The organism is Streptococcus suis (assembly GCF_002960425.1).
GTDB lineage: Bacteria > Bacillota > Bacilli > Lactobacillales > Streptococcaceae > Streptococcus > Streptococcus suis_S.
Genome location: NZ_POIZ01000066.1, coordinates 1 through 24,139, shown reverse-complemented (window position 1 = coordinate 24,139; position 24,139 = coordinate 1). Strand labels below are relative to the sequence as shown.

Sequence of the window (24,139 nt, the reverse complement as noted above, 5' to 3'; positions counted from 1 at the left end):
TTAACTCCTTAGGCAAATTATCATTTTTTTTAACAAGATAACTACTATCAGTAACCATGTCAAAAAAGTTATAACTAAAAATATTGTAAACTCCCTTGGTATTTTATATGAAAGGGTTATGCGATTTTCCTTATAAGGAATTTGACTAATTTTTGGTGTACCTATTTGACTCAAAGATATTTGGTCGTGTGGTATTATTTTTTCATTTATTTCTAAAATGGTATTTTTGTAAACGATGATTGGTAATTCTACTTCCTTGTCTGCATTTGCCGTCCACTCAATAATCAGTTTCCCATCCTTAATAGATTTTTTTATTTTTTTCTGATAAGCAATCTTTTCTAAGTACATGTCATAGTAATTAATATTCTCATCTTTTTCACCATAGAGTGGTAGATAATCGGGAGTTCCCTTGGCAACCATATTCAGAGCTTTCTCCTTATTAGCATCATAAAATGACTTTTTGATATTAGCACTATCGCTCAAAAAATGTACTTTATACTTTGAGGGCATGAAATTACTGCTAGAATCCCAATTATTCGTGGTAATAGCAACTAAGGTAAGTGTTTGAAGTAAGGATAATGCAAGGAATGAAATGAGAAGCATTTTTTTATGATATATAAGGAGTTGCTTAGATTGAACCAATTTTAGAAAAAGATAAATAATAATAATAGAAACAGGTACAAAAAATCTGAACGGATATTGAATTAACTCTGCGAAAGGATTTTTTATCTTTACCAAATAAGACCATGGTATTAAACTAGATGATAGCACTAAAAACGCCGTCATAACCCAAAACCATATTTTTATCTCTGCATTATTTATCCTCTTCCATTTTAAAAAAAATATATGATAAATTGCTACTAACATGAAAAACAGAATCGCAGGATTTAATAGCCAATAATAGCTATTTTGATTAATAGTATTCAAACTCATATTAATATTGACACTTGGAGGTATTAGGCGATTACCTTTTAATACAATAAAATAACTACCCCAAATATTCAACGTTAAGCAGAAGAACAGACATATTTCAATAAACAAATCCTTTAAAAAGACTATTTTTTTATTATTTTTCAAAAAAATATAAATAAAAAATGGAATATACATCAGTATTAAAATGAATGCTGACAACATATGGATTTGTGATACTAAGGCTGTTAAGATTCCCAAATACCACTTTGGTATTTTCTTTGTTTGATAAAACTTAAACAATATGCTCAATGCTAGAGGAAGTAAGGCAGCTCCCCAAGAGGTAAACCCCTGCCTAATTATCCAATATTGAATAGAATAAGTTGATAAATATAATATAGCTCCAATAAGTGTATACTTCCTTTCCAACTTAGCTTTTGTTAAAAAAATATACATGGAAAATCCTGCTAAGTTATACAAACAGAAATTGGAAAATAACTGATATATAAACCAATTCCTACTGATTAAAACTAATATTCCTTGAAAATAAGCAAAAAAAGGACCATATAAGGCATTAACAATACGACCAGATTCTTGAAAGCCATATAATGAAATAAAATAATGAAAATCTAGATTTTTGAATTGTTGAGACGTGTCATAAAATCGATTGAAATGAAATATTGAGTCCGAACCTAAAATCATTTTTCCTGATATAATTTGAGGTAAACAAAGAATAAGGGAGGCTAAGCCTATTAAAAAAAATGAGTGTAGATATTTATTATTTGTTTTCGAAGTCAATCATAATTCTCCTTGGAATTTATTAAATAACAGAAGAGCATATTAGTATATTCAATATTTTTTAAATTATGAGTCTAAAAAAGAATTTATTAAAATACAAATATATATACACTACCAAAAAGTTAATTTCATTCACATTGGAAATAATAATAGTATTACAGTTTTTAATTCAATACTAATAGAAAAAAATATTTTCTTCTCAATGTTGGTAGGCTTCTATTTCTTTAAAAATATTATATCCTATATAACCTCAAATTTGCTTACTAAAATTGACATAAAAATTCAATTACTATTACAAAATGAATTTTTTGAAAAGTTCATCTCATTACCTTCACAATTTATCAAATCAAAAAAAGTAGGTGACTCATTAACAAGACTTGATGATATAAATTCTTTAAGTGGTTTTATCTCTAAAGTTATTACAACATTTTTATCAGATATTATTATGATTATTGTTATTGGAACGACATTGATTAATATTCGGGTAGATTTATTTCTGATTGTAATCATAATTTGTCTTCTCTATCTTATCACTTGTTTATATATGATTCCGAAATTTTCTCAAAAGCAAAGAGAAACAATGGAGTATGAAGCTAGAGTAATAACCAAATTTAGTGAAAGTATAGATATATTTGAACTTATAAAAGTTCAAATACTTGAAAAAAATTATTTACAAAAATTGTCAATAGCTACTAAAAAACTTATGGATATTAGAAGAGTTGCCAATTTACTAGAAAATCAGTTTAATTTTATAACCACTAACATAAAAGAACTAGGTATGTTGTTGATTACCTGGTTCGGCATAGGTCTAATTCAATCGAATAGACTTTCTTTAGGAAACATGATAGTTTTCCAAAATTTAACCGGTATGTTTCTTTCCTCTATAGCAAGCTTGTTTATTTTACAAAAAGAGCATCAACAATTTGTAGTATCTTTTGAACGACTTTTAGAATATAAAGAAGTAGAATCTGAGAACTATGGACAAAACCAACAATTGGATAGTTATAATATAAAAATTAATAACCTGACTTTTTCTTATGGTTCCAAAAATCTAATAAATAATTTATCTGTTCAATTTAACGAAGGCGATAAAATATTTATAAAAGGACCTAATGGAAGCGGAAAAAGTACATTTGCTAAAATTTTAATAAAATTAATTGATAATTATCAAGGTGAAATTTACTTAGATGGTAAAAATTATCAAAAATTATCAGTAGATACCATAAGGAACACCATCGGTTACTCATCATCTGAAAATAAAGTTTTCTCTGGTTCCTTGTATGACAATCTATTTGTTAACGGAAACTCATCTGACCAAACCAAACTATTTAATAAAATGGTAAGATCAGGGATATTCGAAAATCTTCTTAAAAATTTAGACTACGGTTTTGAAACTAGTATATATGAAAATGGTAGCAATCTATCTGAAGGACAAAAACAAATTATTTCATTTTGCAGAACGATATTGAGTAGTAGGAAAATATTAATTTTCGACGAAGGCTTCTCCAATATAGATTCTGACACAGAAAATAAGTTATTAAAATTTATGTTTGAAAATCTCAAAGATAATATATTATTGTTTATTGATCATGGGAATAAAGTCGCTGATGTATGTGATTTCATACTCGATATCGAGACAGGTAAACTAGTACGTAAAGAAAGGGAAAGCTAATATGATGAAATTATTGATTATTTTACTTGCTATATTCACTTTTACTGGCTGTTCAAGTCAAAAATCAAATGACAAACCAACCTCATATGATGGTGACTACTCTTCTTATGCCGCAATTTTGGAGGGTAATGACGAGATTTCATTTACTATAGAAAATGGTAATGTAAAAGGAAAAGCAGCTACTGGTGTAGTTGATGAAAGAACTATGACTTTCACAGATAAGGATCAGCTAAAATCAACTTTTACTTATGATAAAGGGGAGTTGATAATAAAAAAATCAGAAAGTGTAGTAGCTTATCGAAAAAATTCTCCGGCATATAATTACATTAATGAAGTTTATGCAAAATACTACCAAGAGATAGAGCCTCAGTTGATTAAGATAATAAATCAAAATTATCTGCAATTCCTTGAAGGAAACTATATAAGTCAATATCCTGATTTAGAGGTGAAGCAAATAGTTATTGATGATAATCAATTCTTAATTCAATACATTAACAGTAAACCAAACAAATACATAGACTTCATTTTTGATAGTGTTACAATTGATGAACCAAATTGGGATAAGGACCAAATCTTAAGTATTGATAAAACTTTATTGAAAACTTACGAAAATTGTTCAACTATTGAAGATATAATGGCAATTACTAATTTTGATATAAAATTAACAGGTCACGATAAAGAGGGTGAACGCTATAAAATTATTGTATCATATAATAATGGAAGTAGAAATATCGTTTTACAAAAGCAAGGTGATTCAAAGAATAATTGGATTGACAGTGATTTTGATTACATAAAGTAGATTATTATATATAAAGCTGAGTCTCAAAAAATATCTTAGCCCGCCTAAAATTGAAAATATGAAACCAAAAACTAACAAATGGAGTCTATGAAAATTTAAAGAGTCCGTTTGTTAATTTTTCTATCCATCTAGTTGGTGACTAAAGTGGAATAGTTTCATTAAATTTAATCTCAACATTCCTATTATTTATACCAATATTATCTAAAATTTCACTAAATTTTTCTAATTTTTTAACTAGATATTCATATTCATCTATGCACTTACTAAGTTCATTTTGAAAAACTTCAATCTCTTTCTCAACTTCTTCTAGTTTTATAGCTGCAGTAAGATTCATCTTGGAATAATCATATCTGGCCAAGCGGCGGTTCTCTATATCGTTGTTGTTCAGATTAAGCAAGACTTCCGCAACCTTGTTGAGATGAGCTATATGATCCTGCAAATCTGTAGTGGTTAAATCTAATTGAGCAATATCCTTAATAATCTCATCTTTAACCTCTTGATAAGACTTATTCTCCGTATCCAAGTCAATAAGGAGATTTATCTCTTCAATCTTTTTCTTAAGTGTATCAATGGTTGGTCGTCTTCTTGGAATACTCTTGCTATCATTGGTTAACTGACGAATGAGTTCACGCCCTCGCATATAGCGATTGAGTTCGGACGCCTCCTTGTTGTAAATGAAGAATTGTGCGGTCTCACGGATAAAAACATAGTAGTGTTTGCCACTCTCTGTCTCTTTAATATCTAAATTACGGTTTGGGATAAAGACCAAGCCGTCTTTTTTTACGCCATAATTCATCCTAATAAAAAGACCGTCTTTAACTAATTTATCAATCTGATGGTCAGCTAAAACAACCTCAAACTCCTGAACCTGGTCTCGTTTCTCCTTAAATGCTTGATAGGCCTCTTGTAAGTCTTCATAAGCTAGCTTGTCCTTATCTTGCTCCTCACAGTATCCCTCAAAGTCAAAAATAAGTTGCGACTGGTCAATAGCAGGAACTTCACCGCGTTTCTCAAAATAGCTCTCGAAAAATTGAACATCATAGATATTTGTAGAACTAAGTTTTTGATTATTGACTGTAATGCTATGGCCATTTTCTGTTAGAGTAAAAGCCACATGCTTTTGTTTCATCGAAATAGTGAGGTTGAGTTTTTGTGCAAATTCCAAAAGCTGTGAAAGGTCACAAACTCTGGGTAAGAGGAAATCCAAGCGTTTCTCAATCGCTCGCTTGGCAAATTGCTCTCGAAAATATTCCTCGGTATAGGGTTGACGCTTATCTAACTGCTTGCCTCGGATGATTTGCTTCATAGGCATATCAGTCATCAAAAATCGAGCATGCTTTCTTGAAAAATCAATCTGAGCATTCAAGGCTTCTGCCTTAGATATAAAGTCACCAAAGTTCTTACTATTCTCCATCAGAAAATAAAGACGTTGCTTCAACTCAAATTTGTGATTACTCTTGCGATAGGTCACAAACTTCTCATGAGAATAGCGGTTCGGTGTGATAATTTTGGCACCTGCTTCTTTGGCAAGGCGGTCAGAAATCATCCGTAAATTTCTCTCCTGGGCATAATCCCATTTGAGTTTCTTATGAGAATTGAGGTCAACGGAATTGATGAGGATATGATTATGCAGGTGATGTTTGTCTGTATGGGTCGTCACAATAAAGCGAAAGTTTCCTCCAGTCAACTCCTTTACCGTCTCATAACCAATACGATTGATTTCTTCAGGTGTTAAATTATCTTCGGGCGAGAATGACTGGATAAGATGATGAGCATGAATTTTAGTTTGCTTGACCTGTTGTCGGTCATTTCTAGAATTGTAAAGCCTATCATTATTGACAAGATTGGCCTGATACATCTCAACTATTTCTTCGTAATTTGGGAAGTCTAGGTAGTTGCTCATTCCAAAATCTGAAACCAATTTGAGTTGGTCAGTCTTATCTGGATTCAGAATATACTTGATAAGACTTTTACGGTATTTGTTGCCATGAACAGCAAAATGCTTAGTGACTACCATAAAATGCCCTCAACTTTTGGCACTTGACATCGAAGTCCTTATCGACTTCCGCAATCAGTTGACCTATGCCAGATTTCAGATTATCTCGCTGCTCTACCGTCAGAAGTTTTGTCTGATTGACGGTTCTGGCTATCTGGTTAATATTATTGCCAATTCGGCGTAATTCAAAAATCAAGTCTTGATAGTTGCTAGTGTCAATTGTTAAAAAGGTCATATTGGGATTAAGTAGAACTTTTCTGGCATAAGCAGAAAAATTTGTGCAAGAACTTTGACTGATATGATTGTTCAAGGTCGCAAGTTCCTGGTCTGTTAGAAATACTTTTTTGAGATTAGTTCGGTAACGATTTTCCATAGCTAACCTCTCATATACTTATCTCGAAATTCTAAACTGAGTGGTACTGTCTTCTCCACTTCTGCCATCAGTTCTTGAACACAAGTCAATATAATTCTTAAGTGTTCTGATGTGACTTGTTGGTCTCGTTCTGCTAGAGTTGCTACTTGTAAAATATCTCTACTGATTTGTTCGATTTTTTGAGATTGCCAAAGGATAAACCAATCTCTGATATCATCCTTGTTATTGACAAGGTCCAACAGCTTTTGTCTGACAAAGGGAGAAAACTGCTCCGCATTCTCTTTCATCATCAGTTGTTGAATCTGCTCAAATTCCTCAAGCGTCAAGTTGATTTCCTTACGAATTGTCCGATAAGTCTCTGTCATGATGATTCACTCCTTCTTACATTTCCCTCTATCGGGTTAGCACCGATACCGTATCTGATACGGGAACTTCCTAAAAGCCTCAAAGTTTCCTTTTTCGGCTTTTGCGAGCTCAGTTATTGTGTCCACAATAACCCAAAATCTAATCGTCAGCTGACCCCAAACCTTACAGGTTGGTCAGCCGACGATTAGAAAATGTGGTGGCTTCGCCCCCAAACCCCCAAGAAAAAGTCAAGGGTTGATTTTCTAAAACTAGATAGAGTGTAACAAGAGAGAGCTGAAAAAATTATCACAGGAAAAGAAAAAGAGCCATTTGGCTCTCGAAAAATTTCTGAAATGAAATAGCTTAACCTAAAACTTCAAAATCATCACTACCATCGGCTTCACCTGTTAGACACGTGAAGCACATGTAGCTCCCTACCAGTGCACTCCCTGCTACCCAAATAGGAGATCCACAATTCATACACCTTGCCCCTCCTTCTTTTTCTTCAAGTACTGCACGCAAGGTTTCTTCAAGCTCTTTGGGATTGATGTCTGGATTATTATTGATAGTCAATTCGACAAATTCTTTGATTGAAATAATATTCAATACTTTACCTCCGTTCTAATCTATTTTTTAGTCCGTGTCCATCTAAGCACTTATCATATCTTTATCGCCAATAAATCCATCCAATTTTTTGGAAAACCATAGTGTCTCAAATCCACTTGTTCTTGATTACTTTCTTCCAGAAGCTTTTGTAATTTTTTATTCCAAAAATTCTTAGTTTCTATGGACATTGACAAGATAAGATGTCTCATTGCTATAAAATAGATAAATAGTGTCTTGCTATCATTCTCTGAGTCTGTCACTAGCAACTCTCTGTCAGAATGATGAAAAACTGGCAGTGTATGGTGTAAGCGACCATATAATCTGCCATTGTGTGAGCAAATATTCCTAAGATAACGAAGAGCGTTACACCAAGACAATAAGATTTTAGCTGGAATGTTATCATCCTTGTCCAAGGGAAGACTAATATAGGCAGCAACCTTATTTCGATATTCTGGTTGTAGGGCAACGAGGAAGGACGCTATATTTCCAAATGTCATTAAACGAAAAACGGTCCAAGGTAACACGACCCCATATTGGTTAATCTGATTCTTGATTGTGGCATCATCTTGTTTTTCCAAAATCAATCGTGACAAATGATATTTTGTTTTCAAAACAATATCCTGCCTCTTAAGATTTTCTTTTCGGTATTTAGATTGTTCTGAATAATAGAGAGCATCATCTTCAAAAATATAAGAAGTTTTATTGTATCCAATCGTCAGAGCATCAGCTGTACTCTTCTTCAAAAAAACTTCGATACGCTCCAATATCTCTTGAAGAAAATTTCTAAAGTAGCTATCAAATAAGTAAACTCTTTTTGCTTCTTTGTATTTTCTGTCCACCAACTTCCCATATTGAGAGAATGATTGGAAGTCTATATCTCTTAAAAAGTCAATACAATCCTGTTTATAAAAATCATCATTCCCATTGTATTTGAAAGACCAGTTAGAGTTTTCTTTCATATGGGCATATAACTGTTCTTCAGTTAAAGCCGGCTCAAGAGAACATTTTAATTGAGTTGGTGCTAATACTGGTCTATAAACCAACCTAGTTTTATCAGTAATATCTAAATCTAACGGCAAATAGTCCTTAAAATTTATTAATTCAAATACATTATTAGGCATAAAATATCTCTCCGCAATATGAAAAAAGGCCACCTAGTTATACATTGCTGTACCTTCGATGACTTCTAATCTAACTAAATTATACCACAACACCTCCTACTAAGCAAGAAATATTTTTACTTCGTTTGATTCAACTATAACACATATTTCAAAAAACAGGCCAAAATAATTGGTCTGTTATTTGTTATTATTGCTCTCTCGCCTACCTTGTCTAAATCTCTCAATATTTTTTTCGAATTGTTCCGTGTTAAGTTTATTTTTCGCTTCTTGAATTGACTTATCAAGACTTTGTTCCTCATCGGTTATAATGTCCCTAGATATTTCCACTCTCTCACTAGACTTGAAACTAGAATCAAAGACCACATCTAGGAGTTGTAATACTTTGGTTAGTTCAATATCTGACATCTCAGATAGTCGATGAATCAGTCGTTTAAATTGATCCTGGTTCTGTTTTTTCTTTTGAAAAAATTTCATTATCATCTCCTTCAATTGTAAAAAGGTAGCCCGCATAGGACTACCTGACTTATAAATCATCAATGGCTACTGAAATAGCCTGCAACTTTTTATTTTGGATTTTCTTTTCATCAATCAATTGATGAAGTTCTTCAATTTGCTTCTGACAGGCGGAAATATCCTTGTTGTTTTGTGCAATGGTATCTGCCAAGTGCTGTTTGTAGTCACTTGTGATATTTTCTTTCTTCGGCTGACTTTGTTTAACTTTTGATTCAGGCGTTTGCTTATCTTTAGATTCTGACTCCTTTTGTTGCTGTTCAAAAGCGGCCACATAATCTACTTCTTCAATTGGTTTTTCATCCTGTCTATGGAAGAGTGCTGCGATTTTAGCTCGTTCTTCATGGGACGATGTTGGTCTCACATCGTCTAGTGGCTGATCAAAATTCCATGTTTTACTCATTCTATATCCTCATTTCTGTAATTTGGGTGTAGTGCGGTTTCTTTACCAAAGGCTTGCTCTAGTGCTTCATGAAATGACAACTGACTAGATTGTTGCCGTTTGATAAAGGTACTGTACATAGCTGTTTGTAGTTGGTCTCGATAGTTTTCCAATTTCTCCGTCTCACGTGAGACTTTTTCTTCTTGTCTAGCTACTTTTTCAGCCAGACGTTCAATCACACTCATAAGGTGTCCTCCTTGTCACATTCTAGATTATGATAGCGGACTTGATTTTGTTATCACAATTCTAAAGCATGCCCCCATTTAGGTGGAGGATGATACTTATTGACTTGTGCTTGGGCTGTTTGGAAATAATCACTTAAGGATAGTTCACTCTGCTGTTTCACAATATCATTCCAATCTGACTTTGTTTCAAGTCTTTGCAATGGTGGTAAATCTTGAGAAATCGGAAGTCCTTTATCTGACAGTTTCTGACAAAATTCTCTTCCTGCATCATCGTTATCAACAGCCATTGTTATGACGTTTGAATGAGTTTGAAAAAAGGTTGTCGTCTCTTGTATTGCCTGAAGATAATGGCTAAGTCTACTTGGTTTTACTGTATCTAGAAAGGCCAATTTCCCCTGTTCCTCTGTTGCTAGACGCAAGGTCTGATAAGCAATCACTGAAAGTTTTAATCCTTCCATTGACACCAGGCGAACATCTGATATCTGCTTTTGGTGAAGTTGATAATAACTCATCATATCGATAACTGATTCATAAAAAATGAGTCGCTTGGGATTCCCAATATCGAAACTAATACCGACATAGCCATGAGATCCTTTCATGATTTTTTTGAGATAACCTCGATCGTGTTTTTCTTCATTTTTGACGAGACCTTGAAGGCTTGCGGCCTGTAAGGTCCCGTTGTGGTCATAGCTTTTTAACACTAATACGGGCTCCGATTGATAAGTAGCGTGAGCAAGCAATCCTTGTCTGCCAAAGGTATTAATAGTCTGATCACTTAGGCCACGGACGACTTGCAAGTAAGTACGTGCTTGCTGAAAGGGTTCTTCATGCAAATAGTATTGAAATGGTTGATAAGTTTCTTCTATCAACTTAGCTTGTTCAAAATCTCCAGTTTCAAGATAAGATACAGCCTCTTTGAAAGTAACGCCTGCTACTAATTGAACAAAGTCAATTACATCCCCTTGTATATCTCTTGAAAACCATTTGAAAGTATTGGTATCGGCAAAAATCCGAAAGGAATCATGGTCTGGGTGTTCATAAATGTGTCCTGATAAACGTCTGAAGGAATAACCCAGACTTTCAGCCACATCTAAAATGGCCTTTTGTTTTACTGCTTTAATTCGTGTCATTTTGTCTCCCTATCAAAAAAAGCAGAAGACTGTCTCCTGCTAGTTGTTCTCGCTTGTCGTAGTTCCTTGGATCGTTGGTATGCTGGAATTTGCACCATCTGTGGCTTCTTTCATGTCCTCTAGTTTTCCATTCCAAATGGTCAACTGATTAACCAGGAGCTTGTCGGAAACTTTGGAGTAGGATAACATAACCGTCTTGGTTTCTGTTTGAGAGGTTCGCTGTTGTTGCTCACTCAAATCAGATACATAGGTCACTTGATAGGTAACTTCCGCAAGTGCAACATTACTTTCTGTATTGACATAGATACTGGCTGATTCAAATCGGTAGTCAAGCATATAGTCTTTATAAACTTGATTGATCGCTTTATTCTGATTTGCTTCCTCTTCTGAAAATGCCGAGTCCGTCATGTAGGGTTTGATACGAGCGTTATTTTCACCCAGCTGGACCTTGGTGAAATATTGAGTGAGAAATTCATTGACAAGCTCATCTGATAGGACTGTCGCTCTTTCCTCCTGCTTTTTCTTTGACACAAGTTTATTGGCTTCTGCTCGTATTTGGTTCTCTGTTTGCTTTGAAATGGTTTGTGAGCCAATCGTGTAGCCAATCATGACCATAAAACTGACTGCGATTAAACCTCCTAATCCAATCAGAAATCGAGCTTTCACTTTATTTAACATGGCTTACTCCTCTATTAGTGATAGCTTCATCATATCAAGATTAGCTTGGAGATTTTATCACAAGAAAAAGGACTACCAGTAGGTAATCCCCATGTTAAACGATTCTATTTCTCCACCACCTCATACTTAAGCTAATAGCAAGAAATAAATTCAATGCAATATAAAATCCAGTGAAACTCCATATGCCATTAGCTGCTAAATCTTCTGAATATAGGTGTCTTTCTGTGAAGAATAGGTAAATTCCATATATTTCAATAAAGACTAATCCACTGATGAGTCCGATAAGAAATAAAGCACCTGAAACTTTCACAATCCGATAAAGGACAAACAACATCAGTCCTATTGCTGCGATAATCAAAAGGCTTTGTAGAATTTGCTCCAACATCTTACACCTCTTTCTAGGCTAATTGCTTGCGATAATAGTCAGCCTGTCTCTTGTCTAAATCATCAAGTTGGGCAACCAAATCAAGGTATTCTGCCTTCGTCACCTTATCTAAGCTTGGAAAATCATTCTCACGACTTGTGATGATGATTTCCAGCTGTCCAGTAATTTCACGCCTTGAAAAACTGTAATCAAAGGTCTCATCTTCATACTGTTCCTTTAAAGTTTGGTAGTTTGCCCTATCTTCTGAACTCGTAAAGCCTTGTGACAACCATTCTTCTAGTTGATAACGCATTTCTTCTACTGTTTGGCCCATGATCTATTCTCCTTATGTGATTTCTTAACTTCATTTTACCGCGTTCAAAATTATTTGTCAGCCTTTTTTCTTATATCTCAAGTGCTATTTGTTGCTTCTTTTGGGGTGTTGTATCTTCACTAAACTTGGCCAAAGCTGCATCTATCTCCTCAATCTCTGCTTCTTTTTCAACCAAGGGAGCTAAAACATCATACTTAGCCTTTACAAGCTGATAGTCCTCTTCCTTTGGAAAGGCTTTTTCAACTTCTACTTTGGCTACTCGTAGCTTATCTTTTAAATCCTTTACCAGCTCGTGCGTCTTTTCTTGGTCATCTATAATATGGTCAATGGCATTGCTAATCCGTTGAATGGTTCCCACGTCTGATTTCAAATCAAGGGCGACAGTATACTGGTTATCTCCTACAATCATTAAAGAGACAGTCTCTGGCATGGGCTCACTAGCACCTCGTGTAGTCATTTTCAAATCAAATCCTCTAAAGTTGGCCAGAGTCCGAACTTCCTTAGTTTCTGAGCGGTTATAGGTAATGAGTTTTCGCAGATAGTCCCCAGCTTCAGCACGATTATCCATTGCTTGATTGTCAAATCGCATGACAAAATCTTGCGCCTTTGTTGCCAAAGATTGGGCAATATCTTTATCGTATTGACTCAACCGTTTTTCCATAGTAGGGATGTGCTTCTCGCAATAGGAAACTGTGTGGCGGTATTCATCTTTTGAGCGATTAAAAGCTCGTTTTTGATTTTCTAAAACTGTCAGTTCATTTTCCAATTCCATTTTGAGTTTGAGATAGGGGTTTCCAGTGGCTAAAGCCTTAAAGTCAGAAGCTGTCATGGTTTGTTCATCAATGTCTTCTGCCGACCGCACAGGGTCTTTTGAGGTCATAATCTGAGTGATATATTTGAGCTTATTCTCCTGTGTCTGCCAGAGGTAATTGTCAAAGCTCCCTTTAGTGATATAGTGATAAATATCCACCTCCTGGTGCATATTCCCTTGTCGAATCAGTCGTCCATTTCGCTGGACAATATCAGTCGGTCATTTTTTGCGGACAGTTCAATACATGCCCTTCGGTTCCTCTCCCTACTCCTGCGTTTGCTCTCGTTTGATTTCTCCCTCTGTATCCTCTTAGCACAAGCGGGACAATACTTTGATATTCCAGAGCTGGGGACGTATTCAACACCGCACACCGTACAATTTTTAGGCTTTAACGCCGTCCACCGCTTTGTGGGTGTGATATGTAATTCACCGACAAAGCCGATGAATTTATAGTAAATCTTGATTTCCTGCCTTACTGTCCCGTCCGCAAGTTTCTCACGTTCCGAAACAAGTATCTTGTCTATGAGTGCGTTTTTTTAATTGCTTTAATATTTCATTTACTGATTCTATATCCAAATCGTACCAATCACCAAAAGCGATAATATCACCTGATACTTTTTTTCTATAAAGTCAACTGTTAAAGTTATTTCTCTTGTTGACATTGGCGAACGTGCTTCTAGGGTGCTGTTGTTTGAACGTATCATTATCAATGATAACAACATTTCCTTGTGTCTCTTCGGAAATTGCCGATCGCAAACTAGTTTTACCTGATCCTGGTTGCCCACCAAGTAAAAAAGCGGTTGGCGATTCAACCGCTAAACGATTTGTTTGTAATTTTAGTTATCTGTTTAAAAAGTCATAAGATTAGTCACTGGTAGGAATTAATCTAACGTATTTATTTATCTGCGTAATCACTGTTTTTAGTCTGTTTCAAAACAGTAGATGTTTTATCTACATTACGCATTTAGAATACCAACATGACGAATCCCTCCTTCTTAATTACAAATTTTTAGCATCTAATTTAACTTCAATTCCTATTATACAAAATTTTAAGATAATGCACTATCAACACACTCTTAAGTTTGCTTCTAAGTCTTATTTCCATAACTTTAGGGTTAACCATACGCAAGACCAATCACTCTCGGACAATACTCATGATTTTAATGATAAAATCCATGTTAAACCCATAGATAAGAAATACACCTGCAATAACCGTTACCTGTTTGTGCCAATTTAAAAATGCACTACTTTTTTATGATTAAAACGGTTGAAAACTGTACCACTAATAACTCACAATAGAGAGATGTCACCGTCAAGTTAAATGTACAAAATAACAGCGAAATTTTTAAATCTATTTCTTATCGATACAAATTCCTCGTAGGCGCTCGGGACCCCTTAATTAGATTCTCTTTTTAAAAATGAATGCTGATCCTAATACCATTAATGAACCTAGGACAGACAATGCAATATTTTCTGTTTCTCCTGTTTTTGGTAAAACTTTCATTTTTCCGTCTGAACCTTTAACCGTTACTGTTCCGTCTTTTTGAACATCTGCGCCAATTTCTTTAGCTTCAACTTTTTTTGTTGTTCCGTCTGCTAATTGAATGATTGGTTTACTATCTTCAACTGCAACAATCACAACGCCTGTATCTGTATTAACTGGGTTTTCGATTGGGTTTGTGTCTACTGGTTTACTTGGTTCTGTTGGCTCTGTCGGCTTGCTTGGTTCCGTTGGCTCCGTTGGTTCCGTTGGCTCTGTTGGTTCCTTTGGCTCTGTTGGTTCCGTTGGTTCCGTTGGTTCCGTTGGCTCTGTTGGTTCCGTTGGCTCTGTTGGTTCCGTTGGCTCTGTTGGTTCCGTTGGTTCCGTTGGCTCTGTTGGTTCCGTTGGCTCTGTTGGTTCCGTTGGCTCTGTTGGTTCCGTTGGCTCTGTTGGATCAACTGGATCGACTGGATCAACTGGATCAACTGGATAAACTGGATCAACTGGATCAAATAGTTGTTTTTCTTTATTACCTACAAAACATGGTGATATCACAAGACTGATTTCATCAATAAGTCCGTTTTCTAATAATTTGTTGGTTAATCCACCGCCACTGTCTGTCCGCATGTATTTACACCCATATTGCTCATGCAGGATCTGAAAGGCTTTTTCATAGTCCACATGATCATTTCCTGACACAATATATGGGTAATGCCTTTCCTCCAAATAATTCAAATATTCCTTCGGAGTGGCAGTTGATACCAGAATGACAATTTCCTTCAGATATCCAAGATTTCTTAAGCAATGAAGACTTCTCAAGATACCTCTGCTGTCAGGTATGACTCCTATTGGTCTGGGGTCCTCCGGGCTTGTTATGATTTTCTCAAAATCAGCCTCTGTTTCAGCAGGATATTTTTCAAATGCAGTAAAAACAGTATTGGACCCAAACAGCACCGCATCCGAATGAATTCCCCCGGCAACCTGGTAGTAAACTTCCGGATTATCAAAGCCTTTAATGCGGCCATCAAGGCTAATTTGTGTGTGCATAATTATCTTTGGTTTCATATTTTTCAATCCTCCTTTTTGATAGTAGAATATCATAATACACTGACAGCTGTATGTCAGCAGGGGATATGAAACCTTACAAAAAATACATAACAGACCAATCGCTTTCTCTAAATCAAGTTTAGGCAGTGATTCGTAATTTGTGCCAGGTGTTTACGGGTTATGCATTTTAATTCATCAGGTTGGACTATTTCAATGCCTGATCCATATTCAATCAGCTGCTTGCTCAATATCTCAAAGGAATCTGTCTGGAATTCGATTTCCATTTTACTTCCCAAATCGGTTTCTTCAAGGAAGCCGAGAGAATACCTGTTCTTGATAGAATTGTATGTCTCCCCTTTTTCAGCTCTAAGAATTACATTATATAGTTTTTTATATGAAAGCATTTGTTTTAATATTTGTTCCAAAGAGCCATCATGGCTTTGACAGAGCTCTTCTTCTATGCAAATGCTTTTAATCCGATCCACACGAAAATTCCTATATTCATTTCTTAGCCTGCAAAACCGATTAAGTACCAGTTCTGTTCATAAAACCCCAGTGATATAGGCTCTATCATTCTGCTTTCCGGTTCTTGCCCTCCTGATGCAGGATATTGAATTGATATTACCCTTTTATTGCAGATTGCAGTCTGAATTGCTGCAATAACGTTATCCGCCAATGTATTTTTCTGTCCAGATGTGCTGTACACGTTAATACTGTTCTCCAACTCCTGTGCATAGTTTTTTTCACCATGCTTCAAAATAGATTTGATTTTATACATAGCTGAATCAAAATCCTTTATAAATGATTCATCTCCATGGCAATTTAAAAATTTCCCTGCTGTAATCAATGCACCCACTTCCGCCGCTGTAAACATTACCGGCGGAAGTAGGAAGCCCTCTACAAGAAAATATCCTTTTCCGGCCTCAGATCCAATTGGTATTCCGGCTTCTTCAAGTGTCCGGATATCTCTGTAAACTGTCCTTAAGCTTATATTAAATCGCTGTGCAATTTCTTTGGCAGGAATTATTTTTTTTGATTGCAGCTGAATAAGAATAGAGGTTACTCTGTTAATCCTGTTCAAATTTTATTCCTCCTCTGTGACTTCCATAAAAAGTATATCCTATGCGTTCTTAAGCTAGCTGCTGTTAGTGCTTCTCATTGCACCCTGGTTATAAAAGCCATACTCACAAACCTCTTCACCAAAACTCTTTACATCTCTAATATAGAACTCTATCTAGCGAACTTTTAGAAAAGATATAAAACATCAGAGTATGGACAGTTGCGGATGTACTTCAGAAAAGATTAGATGTCTAAAAAGCTTGTAGTTAAAGCTTTTTAGACATCTAAATCTAGGTACTAAAACAATTCATCCAGTAAAATATAATATTTTATTTTCTCCCAATCAGGCTTGATCCCCAGTAAGTCAAAAAATAGCTCGACATACTGTTCTTCCCCGATATCCTCCCTGATCGACCGGACGCAGAAGGCAATGTCATACCACTTGTCCGCCCTGCCGCTTCTCCCAAGATCAATAAAGCCACTTACTTTGCCATCTTTCACAAAGATGTTGCTGTCTCCCAGGTCGCCGTGGGAAAAGACAAGTTCCTCTTCGGGCTTTTCCGTCTTTAAAAAATCATACAGCTCGCGCGGATCTTTAAATGGAGTGTCTTCTTCCCAGTTTTCGCAATCCACATCGGCCAGATCGTTATTCAGTAAGTAATCCAATTCGGCTAAGCGGCTGTCTAAGCTATTCGTATAGGGACAATCCGATATGTCGATGGAGTGAAAGAGCCTGATGCACTCCGCATACAGCTCGATAATCTTTTCAGGGCTTTGTTCATCTTCATACTCTTCCGAGCAAAGGACGCCATCGGCCTCACTCATGAGCAGATTGCTCCAGCCATCATGCCGTTCAAAGTGCAGGACCTTTGGAACAGGCAGCTTTCCTTCCAGCCATAGCATCATGTCCTTTTCCCGTTCCACATCATAGGTGGTCCCTTTATACCGGCTGTCCGTCATTTTTAAATATAGGTTTTCATTTTCTCCCACCAGCTTATATACCTTAGCAGGAGACATTCCTTCCGTATCTTTTACGCAGCGGTATTTTTCGATCAGTTTTTTCAATTCCGGTGATATTCTCATTTTAGCCATTTATTATTTCCTTCCTCTTTTCTACAGTATTTAAAGATACCCCAAGAAGCTAATTATAACAAGACGAACTCCAATTCACTGTTCCTTGCATTCTAAAACCTTAAATACCAGAAAACAGCTTTTTCAAAGTTGTTTTCAAAGTTGGCGTATAACATAGTATCGACGGAGCCGATTTTGAAACCACAATTATGATAGAATTTACAAGCTATAAGGTTATTGTCCTGGGTTTCAAGCATTAGTCCATGCAAGTTTTTATGCTTTGCCCATTCTATAGATATATTGATAAGCGCGCTGCCTATGCCTTGCCCCCTGAAATCCTTACATACGGCGATATCTTCTATATAAGCGTACCGGTTCCAATTTTTTCGCAGTTTAACTTTTCCGACGCATTTATCGTCTTGGTAGTAAAGATATATTATCTTATCAGTATTGTCAATATATTCAAGGCAATCTGCCTCCTCATCCTCTTCATCCTCTTCGTCTTGGTAGCTTTTTAAATATGGCGCTTCATAGAGTAATTCTGTAAAGGTCCAATTCTCGTTTTCATACCTCGGTATAATCTTACCTATCACCTCAAATGGTTCGCTGGGTTTATCGATATCTTTCAGGTGCCCTGCTTTCATTTCTGTAATCACTGTTCCCGCCTCTCTTCTATATCAGCGGCATATGTGCTATCCAGGCAGCCGGTTTTACCAGTGTATTTTTTATACATGTCCCTGGTATATTTTGTTATATTCCTATCATACTCCGGATAGGCATAATGAAGCCTTTCCGCCACCTCACCGGATACCGCCCTGAACAATTGATGGCATAGAAATAATGCTTCCCATATGTTTTCATAGGAATCCATCCGGTAGGTGGACAAAAGTTTCTCCCACAAATCCTCGGATATATACCTTTCAATAAACTTATAGTTCTTGCCTACACTTAATTTAAAGCCTGTTTCGATGCCGACCTTCCATGATATCATTCTCAGCAGCTCATGGCGAACAATCTGATTAAAATGATCAATAGCAAATAAAATTTCCTTACGGCACAATCCTTTAATAACATAAGGTGTTACATTCCAAAATTCATTGCAGCAATCATCATACTCCCTTGCGCTTGGCTTTCTTACATGATAATCTATATCAGTCGGAACTATGTCCCTTTTAATTCTACAATCTTTATCAATTAGAACCTTTATTAATTTATCGCCCTTTAGGTAATTATCTAACTCTTCCAAGGGCAATAAGGTAAGATCAATTTTATTGTAATCATCAAATAGCATAAGATAGGAAAATCCCTTTTCTTCAGGTGGGAATAATTCCATATCCTCCGGCTTTTGCATCATTATTATATTCCCAAATTGATTAAGCCAGTCATCATTAGATATAAACGGTTCTATATCACTTACAAAATATGTAATATCATAATCCTGAAATTCATCTTTAGGTATATTAATATTTGCGCGTGACCCCTCAAGGGTCACAATTCGAATACGTTCATCCTGTTCTGCTAAAGAAAGTACTAAATCCATCATTTCTTTTTCTGATCTCATTTACATACTCCTCGTTTATTTTTTCTATATTATTACATCTTCTTTTTTGCCGATACAATCAGCATCATTGGGCGTCGCATTTCATCCGCCATCCCCGGAATATCCATCATGTTCTCTGGCGGCTGTGGCTCCACAATCTGATTTATTATAAAACTATTTGAAAGCAGTGTATTTAGATATGTGGTCAGTGTTCTATGATATTTTGTAACCTTTTCTTCCAAAAACATAGCTGTCCGTTTGCCCTCATAATAATAATTGTCCACCGGGAAATGCAGTATTTCTCCTTTTTCGTTATAATACCAGTCTTGTGTTCCATGAGCAGTAAAAACAGGATGTTCAACTGTAAAAACTAAATTGCCACCAGCCTTCAGCATCCTATATATCTTTTTTATTAAATTCTCATAGTCTGCTACATAATGAAACGCAAGCGAACTTAGTATTACATCAAAGCTCTCCTCTGGGAAATCCACATCTTCTATGGCACAGCATTCATATTCAATCTGTGGAAAATGGGTTTTTCCTTTTGCTACTTCGAGCATTTTATGAGAAATATCAACACCTACTACAGAGGAAGCACCGTTTTCCATCGCATATATACAGTGCCATCCATAGCCGCATCCTAAATCAAGCACACGCTTACCCTTAAAATCAGGTAGCATCTTTTTCAAAGTCTCCCATTCTCCCGCACCAGCCAGTCCTTTCTGCGAGCGACTCATTTGACTGTATTTTTGAAAAAATATATTATCATCATATTTGTTTTCTTTCATCTGAACTCTCCTCGTTTAAAAAGTTATTTATCTCCGATACAATTTCATTCACTTCATTATAAAGCTTCTCGGTCATGTCGTAGCATTCAAAAAGTGAGATACCGAGTACTTCAAAAATATGATTTACCTTCTCGGTATATTTTTCAGGTTTATGTTCAAAAGTTTCAAGCAGTTTTATAGCTTTCTTTTCGTTGATACAATAAGCATTATTACATGCAAATAACACTTGATTTAAACATGAAACTATACGAAAAACATGACCCGCAATATAATATTTATCGTCTGTTCCCGAATTTGCTTTTACAAACATTAAAGAGAACCCTGCTTCAAACATAAAAAAGTTAACTAAACTTTTCTGCAAAGCATTGGGATAAGTTTCTGCCTGTTTTTTTAATTCGCATAAGCTTTCATTCTTAGCATATAGTATTTTGCTAATCGCTAATTCTCCTCGATACATTGCACTAATATAACCATGGGGATGCCCAGTCTGATAATTGGCAGTAACAATTCCGTGCTCTGTATCTTTCATTATTTGTTCCACACGTTTAATATCACGTAAAATTAAATCCACATGATACCCGTTTATGACTAACCATCCGCCGCCATTAATCCAATCACCCCATGCTCCGGGAGGTACAACAAGGTTATTTCTATGCTCATCATCCAGCTTTGTAGCGAATTGATTAATAGTATTTATGTCAAATGATTCTGAATTGTAATAGATGCCGATATCTATATCCGAATCCTCTGTATGGGTGCCCCTTGCACGTGAACCACCTAAAACAATACCTTCTATATAAGACAGAGAGGATAATTTCTCTGCTACTGATTTAATAATATTAGTCTCTAATCCTTTCAAATCTCATTTTATATGACTTTTGCAAGCTGTTAAGCTAACTTGTGGAACATATGCCGAACCTTATCTATACGGCTATTCGGGCGGCGGGGTTGGCAAATAAATTTACCAATAGCTGGCTGGTATCCTTTTAACTCTGTCAAGCAGACTCCCTGCCCATTTGTGAAATAAGTTAAATCGTTCCTGTATTCTTGAATACATCTAGCAGGGATTTCTCCTTTCAGAATGACCTCGTCATTCTTTATCTGAGTACTTACAATATCTGCACAATACCTTGGAGCATCATGATACGCCCGTGAGAGATATTCCTGCGGTGCATAAATTTCAAAGTGGAGATATGGCTCTAATAGTTCTGTCCCTGCTTTTTTTAAAGCCTGCTCCAATACGATAGGGGAAAGCAGCCGAAAGTCTGCGGGGGTACTTACAGGACTATAATACAATCCATATTCAAAACAGATTTTACAGTCTGTCACTTTCCATCCATACAGCCCCTGCTCGCAGCCATAAAGAACCCCCTCCATAACCGCATTTTGGAACGATTGGTTTAAATATCCAAGTGAAACTCTGCTTTCATACTGCACTCCGCTTCCAATAGGGAGCGGCTCTATGGACAACCCGACAGAAGCCCAGAAAGGATTTGGCGGGACTTCTATGTGGATGGTATATTCTGCTTTTCTAAGCGGTCTTTCCATATATATAACAGTAGGCTCTTTTATTTCTGCCTCCACATGGTATTTTTCCTCAAGGATGGCACAAATGACTTCCATCTGCACATTCCCCAAAAAAGAAAGTATAATCTCATGCGTTGTAGTATCCACATAATATTTTAAAAGAGGGTCGCCATCTGAAATTTCTGTAAGTGCCCCAAGCAATATTTCCCGCTGTTCAGATTTCTTTACTGCAATCGTTGTTTGGAGCATAGGGAGAGGATTTTCAATAAATTTTCTCTGCGGCAACAGCATTTCGTTCCCCAAAATACTGTTTAGCTGCAAAACATCATTTGGTAAAATTACAATATCACCAGAGCAGGCTGTATCGGATGAATATAATTCACCGTTTGTCGGAACACACATCTCTGTGATTTTTATTTTCTCTTTTTCAGATATTTTAATAACATCCCTCAAATGCAATGTTCCGCTATATATACGCACATAAACAAAACGCCGCCTTTTCTCTGAATATTCAATCTTAAAAACCTGCCCGCATAGTTCAGATTGACCTTCAGGCGTTGATGAATAAAACTTACTGGCAATCACTTCTATAAGCTGCCGAATCCCCAGATTGTTTTTAGCACTTCCGTGATAAACGGGAAATAACGTTCCGTTTTGGAATCTCCTGTTTTCTTCCTGTTCCAGTTCTGACATTTTAAACGGTTTCCCTGACATATATTTCTCTAATAGTTCATCGTTTCCCATAATTACCGCATCCCACTGTTCCATATCGTCATTGTCCGTTACATTTATATGGGGATGCTGCCCAACCTTTTGCTTCACTATAATTTCCGAAGAAAGCTTTGCTTTCATTTCTTGATATACCATTGGCAAATCAATCCCCTCTTGGTCAATTTTATTGATGAAAAAAATTGTCGGAATCTTCATTGTCTGTAGTGCATGAAACAGTATACGGGTCTGTGCCTGTATGCCATCCTTTGCAGAAACTAATAATACTGCTCCGTCTAATACGGATAAAGAACGGTATACTTCCGCCAAAAAATCCATATGGCCTGGCGTATCTATAATGTTGACTTTTACATCCTCCCACTGAAAAGATGTCACTGCTGTCTGGATAGTGATTCCCCTTTGACGCTCCAAATTCATTGTATCTGTCCTTGTTGTGCCTTTATCTACGCTCCCTGGTTCTGCAATTGCACCACTGGTATACAATAAACTCTCCGTTAATGTTGTCTTTCCTGCGTCAACGTGAGCCAGAATGCCTAAGTTAATTATTTTCATGTGATTTTCCTCCTATCAACACCCAAAAAAGGGCATAAAAATACCCAGTGATAAATACTCCTATCACTGGGTAAATAACTCCAATAGCCCCAAAACACTTATATGTTTTCGGGCATATAAAATTACATGATAAAAGTATTCTTAAACTGGGTACAAAAAACTAAGCCCCATATTAAAAGTGAAACGGGACTGCTACTTTTTGTTCCCACTATCAAATTGACAGTTTATTTAAGAATACCTTGCCGCATATTTATCAACTCCTTGTATAATACTGAATCTAATTATATTCCTTAACCCTTTATTTGTCAAGCTGACAAACTAAAGCAGAAAAAGCGGCAGGATTTCCCCCTGCCACTAATCATCTGTTTATGCAAAAATAATTTCCTTTTCCACAATCTCCCTCGCACAAGCCCTTATGTTATTGAGGCATCCTGTCCATTCTAAGGCGTTTTCTGCCTTTAGCTGTTCCGTTATGCCCTGTGCCTGTTTCATACCCTCTATGAGCCTTTCAAAGCGTTCCTGTGCCTGTCTGTCAATGTCGGCAAGGTAAGCGTTAAGTCTGCCGCTTGTAAGAAGATTGGTGTATGTAACTTTGCAGTGATGCTTCAGATAATCCAAATGCCGCTGTCCCCAGATGCCTATCGGCTGTTCTTCTTCGGCGGGTACAGTTAAGCACGGTATTAAATAATCGCCTTGCCTTTCGTATTTGCCGCCCATTTCCTCAAAAATTGTCTTTGCCATTGTCTGTTACCTCAAAAGCCCTCTTTAAAGGGCTTTTATGTTTATTTTGAAAAAGAGATAAAATCAATATATCCCTTTTCCCCAATTTTTACAACGGCATTGTAGGGCTTTTTCTCTTTGTTTTTGATTCCTTTTACCAGGGTTTCTTTTCCCTCCAGTAATTCTTTTACATTCGTTTTGGTTAGTTTTTTCTTTCTAAAATGTTCAGCTAAAGTAAACTTACATTCAGGATAATTTGAACAACCATAAAACGATTTTTTTAATACAATATTGTTGCCACACTTAGGACATTTTCCTACAAGGGGTCCCGAGCGCTTAGTGGGAATTTGTACCCCTTATCGATACAAATTCCCCGTAGGCGCTAGGGACCTCTTTAGCTTCTTGGAAGCTGTCAGTAGTATATCTAATAATTTATCTCCATTCCCTTTAGTAACGTGTAACTTTCCAAATTTAAAAAAGCGACTCATAGAATTATTTCCTCCCGTTAAATAATAGATAACTATTAAAAATAGACAATACTTGCTCATAAGTA

24 protein-coding genes and 7 pseudogenes are annotated in these 24,139 nt (G+C 36.1%); 2 read left to right on the top strand and 29 right to left on the bottom strand.

The window, feature by feature from the left end; all coding sequences use genetic code 11:
• Positions 1-1,707, bottom strand: coding sequence for a hypothetical protein (locus C1G57_RS08915; RefSeq protein ID WP_238597133.1), 1,707 nt, complete (start codon positions 1,705-1,707; stop codon positions 1-3).
• 49 nt (positions 1,708-1,756) lie between these two features.
• On the opposite strand from C1G57_RS08915, the gene C1G57_RS08910 reads away from it, so the two are divergent.
• Positions 1,757-3,379 (top strand): ABC transporter ATP-binding protein, encoded by a 1,623-nt coding sequence (locus C1G57_RS08910; protein ID WP_330847346.1) that lies wholly within the window; start codon positions 1,757-1,759, stop codon positions 3,377-3,379.
• A 1-nt stretch (position 3,380) separates the two neighbouring features.
• A complete protein-coding gene (locus C1G57_RS08905) occupies positions 3,381-4,178 on the top strand; it encodes a hypothetical protein (protein ID WP_105114597.1) in 798 nt (265 codons plus the stop codon).
• Between the two features lie 139 nt (positions 4,179-4,317).
• On the opposite strand, the gene C1G57_RS08900 is transcribed toward C1G57_RS08905, so the two are convergent.
• The 28 genes and pseudogenes from C1G57_RS08900 to C1G57_RS08750 form a co-directional block, all read right to left on the bottom strand.
• On the bottom strand, positions 4,318-6,195 hold the full coding sequence (locus tag C1G57_RS08900) for an SAG1250 family conjugative relaxase (protein ID WP_105114596.1): 1,878 nt from the start codon (positions 6,193-6,195) through the stop codon (positions 4,318-4,320).
• Positions 6,182-6,547: a MobC family plasmid mobilization relaxosome protein gene (locus C1G57_RS08895; protein WP_105114595.1), complete on the bottom strand. Its 366-nt coding sequence runs from the start codon at positions 6,545-6,547 to the stop codon at positions 6,182-6,184. The genes C1G57_RS08900 and C1G57_RS08895 overlap by 14 nt, the downstream gene beginning before the upstream one ends.
• A 2-nt stretch (positions 6,548-6,549) precedes the next feature.
• Entirely contained in the window at positions 6,550-6,912 is a 363-nt protein-coding gene (locus C1G57_RS08890) for an SAG1252 family conjugative relaxosome accessory protein (protein ID WP_105114594.1), read from the bottom strand.
• 343 nt (positions 6,913-7,255) lie between these two features.
• Positions 7,256-7,498: a hypothetical protein gene (locus tag C1G57_RS08885; RefSeq protein ID WP_105114593.1), complete on the bottom strand. Its 243-nt coding sequence runs from the start codon at positions 7,496-7,498 to the stop codon at positions 7,256-7,258.
• A gap of 53 nt (positions 7,499-7,551) precedes the next feature.
• Positions 7,552-8,619, bottom strand: coding sequence for an Abi family protein (locus C1G57_RS08880; RefSeq protein WP_105114592.1), 1,068 nt, complete (start codon positions 8,617-8,619; stop codon positions 7,552-7,554).
• 177 nt (positions 8,620-8,796) lie between these two features.
• The gene (locus C1G57_RS08875; RefSeq protein WP_161941140.1) at positions 8,797-9,093 is read right to left on the bottom strand and encodes a hypothetical protein; all 297 of its coding nucleotides are present in this window, start codon (positions 9,091-9,093) and stop codon (positions 8,797-8,799) included.
• Positions 9,094-9,142: 49 nt separating this feature from the next.
• Positions 9,143-9,532: a DUF5945 family protein gene (locus C1G57_RS08870; protein ID WP_044675506.1), complete on the bottom strand. Its 390-nt coding sequence runs from the start codon at positions 9,530-9,532 to the stop codon at positions 9,143-9,145.
• The gene (locus C1G57_RS08865) at positions 9,529-9,756 is read right to left on the bottom strand and encodes a DUF5965 family protein (RefSeq protein WP_105114590.1); all 228 of its coding nucleotides are present in this window, start codon (positions 9,754-9,756) and stop codon (positions 9,529-9,531) included. The genes C1G57_RS08870 and C1G57_RS08865 overlap by 4 nt, the downstream gene beginning before the upstream one ends.
• A gap of 53 nt (positions 9,757-9,809) precedes the next feature.
• The gene (locus C1G57_RS08860; RefSeq protein WP_105114589.1) at positions 9,810-10,886 is read right to left on the bottom strand and encodes a toprim domain-containing protein; all 1,077 of its coding nucleotides are present in this window, start codon (positions 10,884-10,886) and stop codon (positions 9,810-9,812) included.
• Positions 10,887-10,925: 39 nt separating this feature from the next.
• Positions 10,926-11,564 (bottom strand): hypothetical protein, encoded by a 639-nt coding sequence (locus C1G57_RS08855; RefSeq protein ID WP_014636296.1) that lies wholly within the window; start codon positions 11,562-11,564, stop codon positions 10,926-10,928.
• A 94-nt stretch (positions 11,565-11,658) separates the two neighbouring features.
• The gene (locus tag C1G57_RS08850; RefSeq protein WP_000893083.1) at positions 11,659-11,949 is read right to left on the bottom strand and encodes a DUF5966 family protein; all 291 of its coding nucleotides are present in this window, start codon (positions 11,947-11,949) and stop codon (positions 11,659-11,661) included.
• A gap of 13 nt (positions 11,950-11,962) precedes the next feature.
• Positions 11,963-12,262 (bottom strand): DUF5962 family protein, encoded by a 300-nt coding sequence (locus tag C1G57_RS08845; RefSeq protein ID WP_014636295.1) that lies wholly within the window; start codon positions 12,260-12,262, stop codon positions 11,963-11,965.
• A 70-nt stretch (positions 12,263-12,332) separates the two neighbouring features.
• Positions 12,333-13,292 (bottom strand): annotated as a pseudogene (locus C1G57_RS08840) (hypothetical protein); the annotation flags it as partial.
• Positions 13,259-13,606, bottom strand: a pseudogene (locus C1G57_RS08835) (DUF4368 domain-containing protein); the annotation flags it as partial. The pseudogenes C1G57_RS08835 and C1G57_RS08840, both read right to left, overlap by 34 nt.
• 145 nt (positions 13,607-13,751) lie before the next feature.
• Positions 13,752-13,892: pseudogene (locus C1G57_RS08825) on the bottom strand (zeta toxin family protein); the annotation flags it as partial.
• A gap of 76 nt (positions 13,893-13,968) precedes the next feature.
• A complete protein-coding gene (locus C1G57_RS08820; RefSeq protein ID WP_011100846.1) occupies positions 13,969-14,037 on the bottom strand; it encodes a 23S rRNA methyltransferase attenuator leader peptide ErmL in 69 nt (22 codons plus the stop codon).
• A gap of 63 nt (positions 14,038-14,100) precedes the next feature.
• Positions 14,101-14,184 (bottom strand): annotated as a pseudogene (locus C1G57_RS11610) (MLS leader peptide); the annotation flags it as partial.
• Positions 14,185-14,472: 288 nt separating this feature from the next.
• Complete coding sequence (locus C1G57_RS11535) at positions 14,473-15,600, bottom strand: dihydrofolate reductase family protein (protein WP_269088240.1); 1,128 nt, start codon at positions 15,598-15,600, stop codon at positions 14,473-14,475.
• Positions 15,601-15,728: 128 nt separating this feature from the next.
• A pseudogene (locus C1G57_RS11420) lies at positions 15,729-16,474 on the bottom strand (helix-turn-helix transcriptional regulator).
• A 75-nt stretch (positions 16,475-16,549) separates the two neighbouring features.
• A pseudogene (locus C1G57_RS11415) lies at positions 16,550-16,681 on the bottom strand (HTH domain-containing protein); the annotation flags it as partial.
• Between the two features lie 275 nt (positions 16,682-16,956).
• Positions 16,957-17,751, bottom strand: a complete 795-nt coding sequence (gene aph(3')-IIIa, locus C1G57_RS08785) for an aminoglycoside O-phosphotransferase APH(3')-IIIa (protein ID WP_001096887.1) — start codon at positions 17,749-17,751, stop codon at positions 16,957-16,959.
• A 92-nt stretch (positions 17,752-17,843) separates the two neighbouring features.
• Complete coding sequence (gene sat4, locus C1G57_RS08780; RefSeq protein ID WP_000627290.1) at positions 17,844-18,386, bottom strand: streptothricin N-acetyltransferase Sat4; 543 nt, start codon at positions 18,384-18,386, stop codon at positions 17,844-17,846.
• Positions 18,383-19,291 carry an aminoglycoside nucleotidyltransferase ANT(6)-Ia gene (locus C1G57_RS08775; protein WP_001255866.1) on the bottom strand — a complete coding sequence of 303 codons (909 nt, stop codon included), beginning with the start codon at positions 19,289-19,291 and terminating at the stop codon, positions 18,383-18,385. The genes sat4 and C1G57_RS08775 overlap by 4 nt, the downstream gene beginning before the upstream one ends.
• Positions 19,292-19,323: 32 nt before the next feature.
• Positions 19,324-20,058: a class I SAM-dependent methyltransferase gene (locus C1G57_RS08770; RefSeq protein ID WP_000662263.1), complete on the bottom strand. Its 735-nt coding sequence runs from the start codon at positions 20,056-20,058 to the stop codon at positions 19,324-19,326.
• On the bottom strand, positions 20,039-20,917 hold the full coding sequence (locus C1G57_RS08765) for a nucleotidyltransferase domain-containing protein (RefSeq protein ID WP_027974273.1): 879 nt from the start codon (positions 20,915-20,917) through the stop codon (positions 20,039-20,041). Before C1G57_RS08765 ends, C1G57_RS08770 begins: the two co-directional genes overlap by 20 nt.
• Positions 20,918-20,946: 29 nt before the next feature.
• Positions 20,947-22,866, bottom strand: coding sequence for a tetracycline resistance ribosomal protection protein Tet(O) (gene tet(O) / locus C1G57_RS08760; RefSeq protein ID WP_014636291.1), 1,920 nt, complete (start codon positions 22,864-22,866; stop codon positions 20,947-20,949).
• Positions 22,867-23,232: 366 nt separating this feature from the next.
• Positions 23,233-23,607, bottom strand: coding sequence for a TnpV protein (locus C1G57_RS08755; protein ID WP_001140406.1), 375 nt, complete (start codon positions 23,605-23,607; stop codon positions 23,233-23,235).
• A 41-nt stretch (positions 23,608-23,648) separates the two neighbouring features.
• Positions 23,649-23,909, bottom strand: a pseudogene (locus C1G57_RS08750) (topoisomerase DNA-binding C4 zinc finger domain-containing protein); the annotation flags it as partial.
• Positions 23,910-24,139: the final 230 nt, after the last annotated feature.

Excerpts from the sequence above, each read along its gene's own strand:
- C1G57_RS08905 (WP_105114597.1), top strand. The coding sequence starts at position 3,381 with ATGATGAAATTATTGATTATTTTACTTGCTATATTCACTTTTACTGGC.
- C1G57_RS08900 (WP_105114596.1), bottom strand. The coding sequence starts at position 6,195 with ATGGTAGTCACTAAGCATTTTGCTGTTCATGGCAACAAATACCGTAAA.
- C1G57_RS08895 (WP_105114595.1), bottom strand. The coding sequence starts at position 6,547 with ATGGAAAATCGTTACCGAACTAATCTCAAAAAAGTATTTCTAACAGAC.
- C1G57_RS08890 (WP_105114594.1), bottom strand. The coding sequence starts at position 6,912 with ATGACAGAGACTTATCGGACAATTCGTAAGGAAATCAACTTGACGCTT.
- C1G57_RS08880 (WP_105114592.1), bottom strand. The coding sequence starts at position 8,619 with ATGCCTAATAATGTATTTGAATTAATAAATTTTAAGGACTATTTGCCG.
- C1G57_RS08875 (WP_161941140.1), bottom strand. The coding sequence starts at position 9,093 with ATGAAATTTTTTCAAAAGAAAAAACAGAACCAGGATCAATTTAAACGA.
- C1G57_RS08870 (WP_044675506.1), bottom strand. The coding sequence starts at position 9,532 with ATGAGTAAAACATGGAATTTTGATCAGCCACTAGACGATGTGAGACCA.
- C1G57_RS08865 (WP_105114590.1), bottom strand. The coding sequence starts at position 9,756 with ATGAGTGTGATTGAACGTCTGGCTGAAAAAGTAGCTAGACAAGAAGAA.
- C1G57_RS08860 (WP_105114589.1), bottom strand. The coding sequence starts at position 10,886 with ATGACACGAATTAAAGCAGTAAAACAAAAGGCCATTTTAGATGTGGCT.
- C1G57_RS08855 (WP_014636296.1), bottom strand. The coding sequence starts at position 11,564 with ATGTTAAATAAAGTGAAAGCTCGATTTCTGATTGGATTAGGAGGTTTA.
- C1G57_RS08850 (WP_000893083.1), bottom strand. The coding sequence starts at position 11,949 with ATGTTGGAGCAAATTCTACAAAGCCTTTTGATTATCGCAGCAATAGGA.
- C1G57_RS08845 (WP_014636295.1), bottom strand. The coding sequence starts at position 12,262 with ATGGGCCAAACAGTAGAAGAAATGCGTTATCAACTAGAAGAATGGTTG.
- C1G57_RS11535 (WP_269088240.1), bottom strand. The coding sequence starts at position 15,600 with ATGCACACACAAATTAGCCTTGATGGCCGCATTAAAGGCTTTGATAAT.
- C1G57_RS08775 (WP_001255866.1), bottom strand. The coding sequence starts at position 19,291 with ATGAGATCAGAAAAAGAAATGATGGATTTAGTACTTTCTTTAGCAGAA.
- C1G57_RS08770 (WP_000662263.1), bottom strand. The coding sequence starts at position 20,058 with ATGAAAGAAAACAAATATGATGATAATATATTTTTTCAAAAATACAGT.
- C1G57_RS08755 (WP_001140406.1), bottom strand. The coding sequence starts at position 23,607 with ATGGCAAAGACAATTTTTGAGGAAATGGGCGGCAAATACGAAAGGCAA.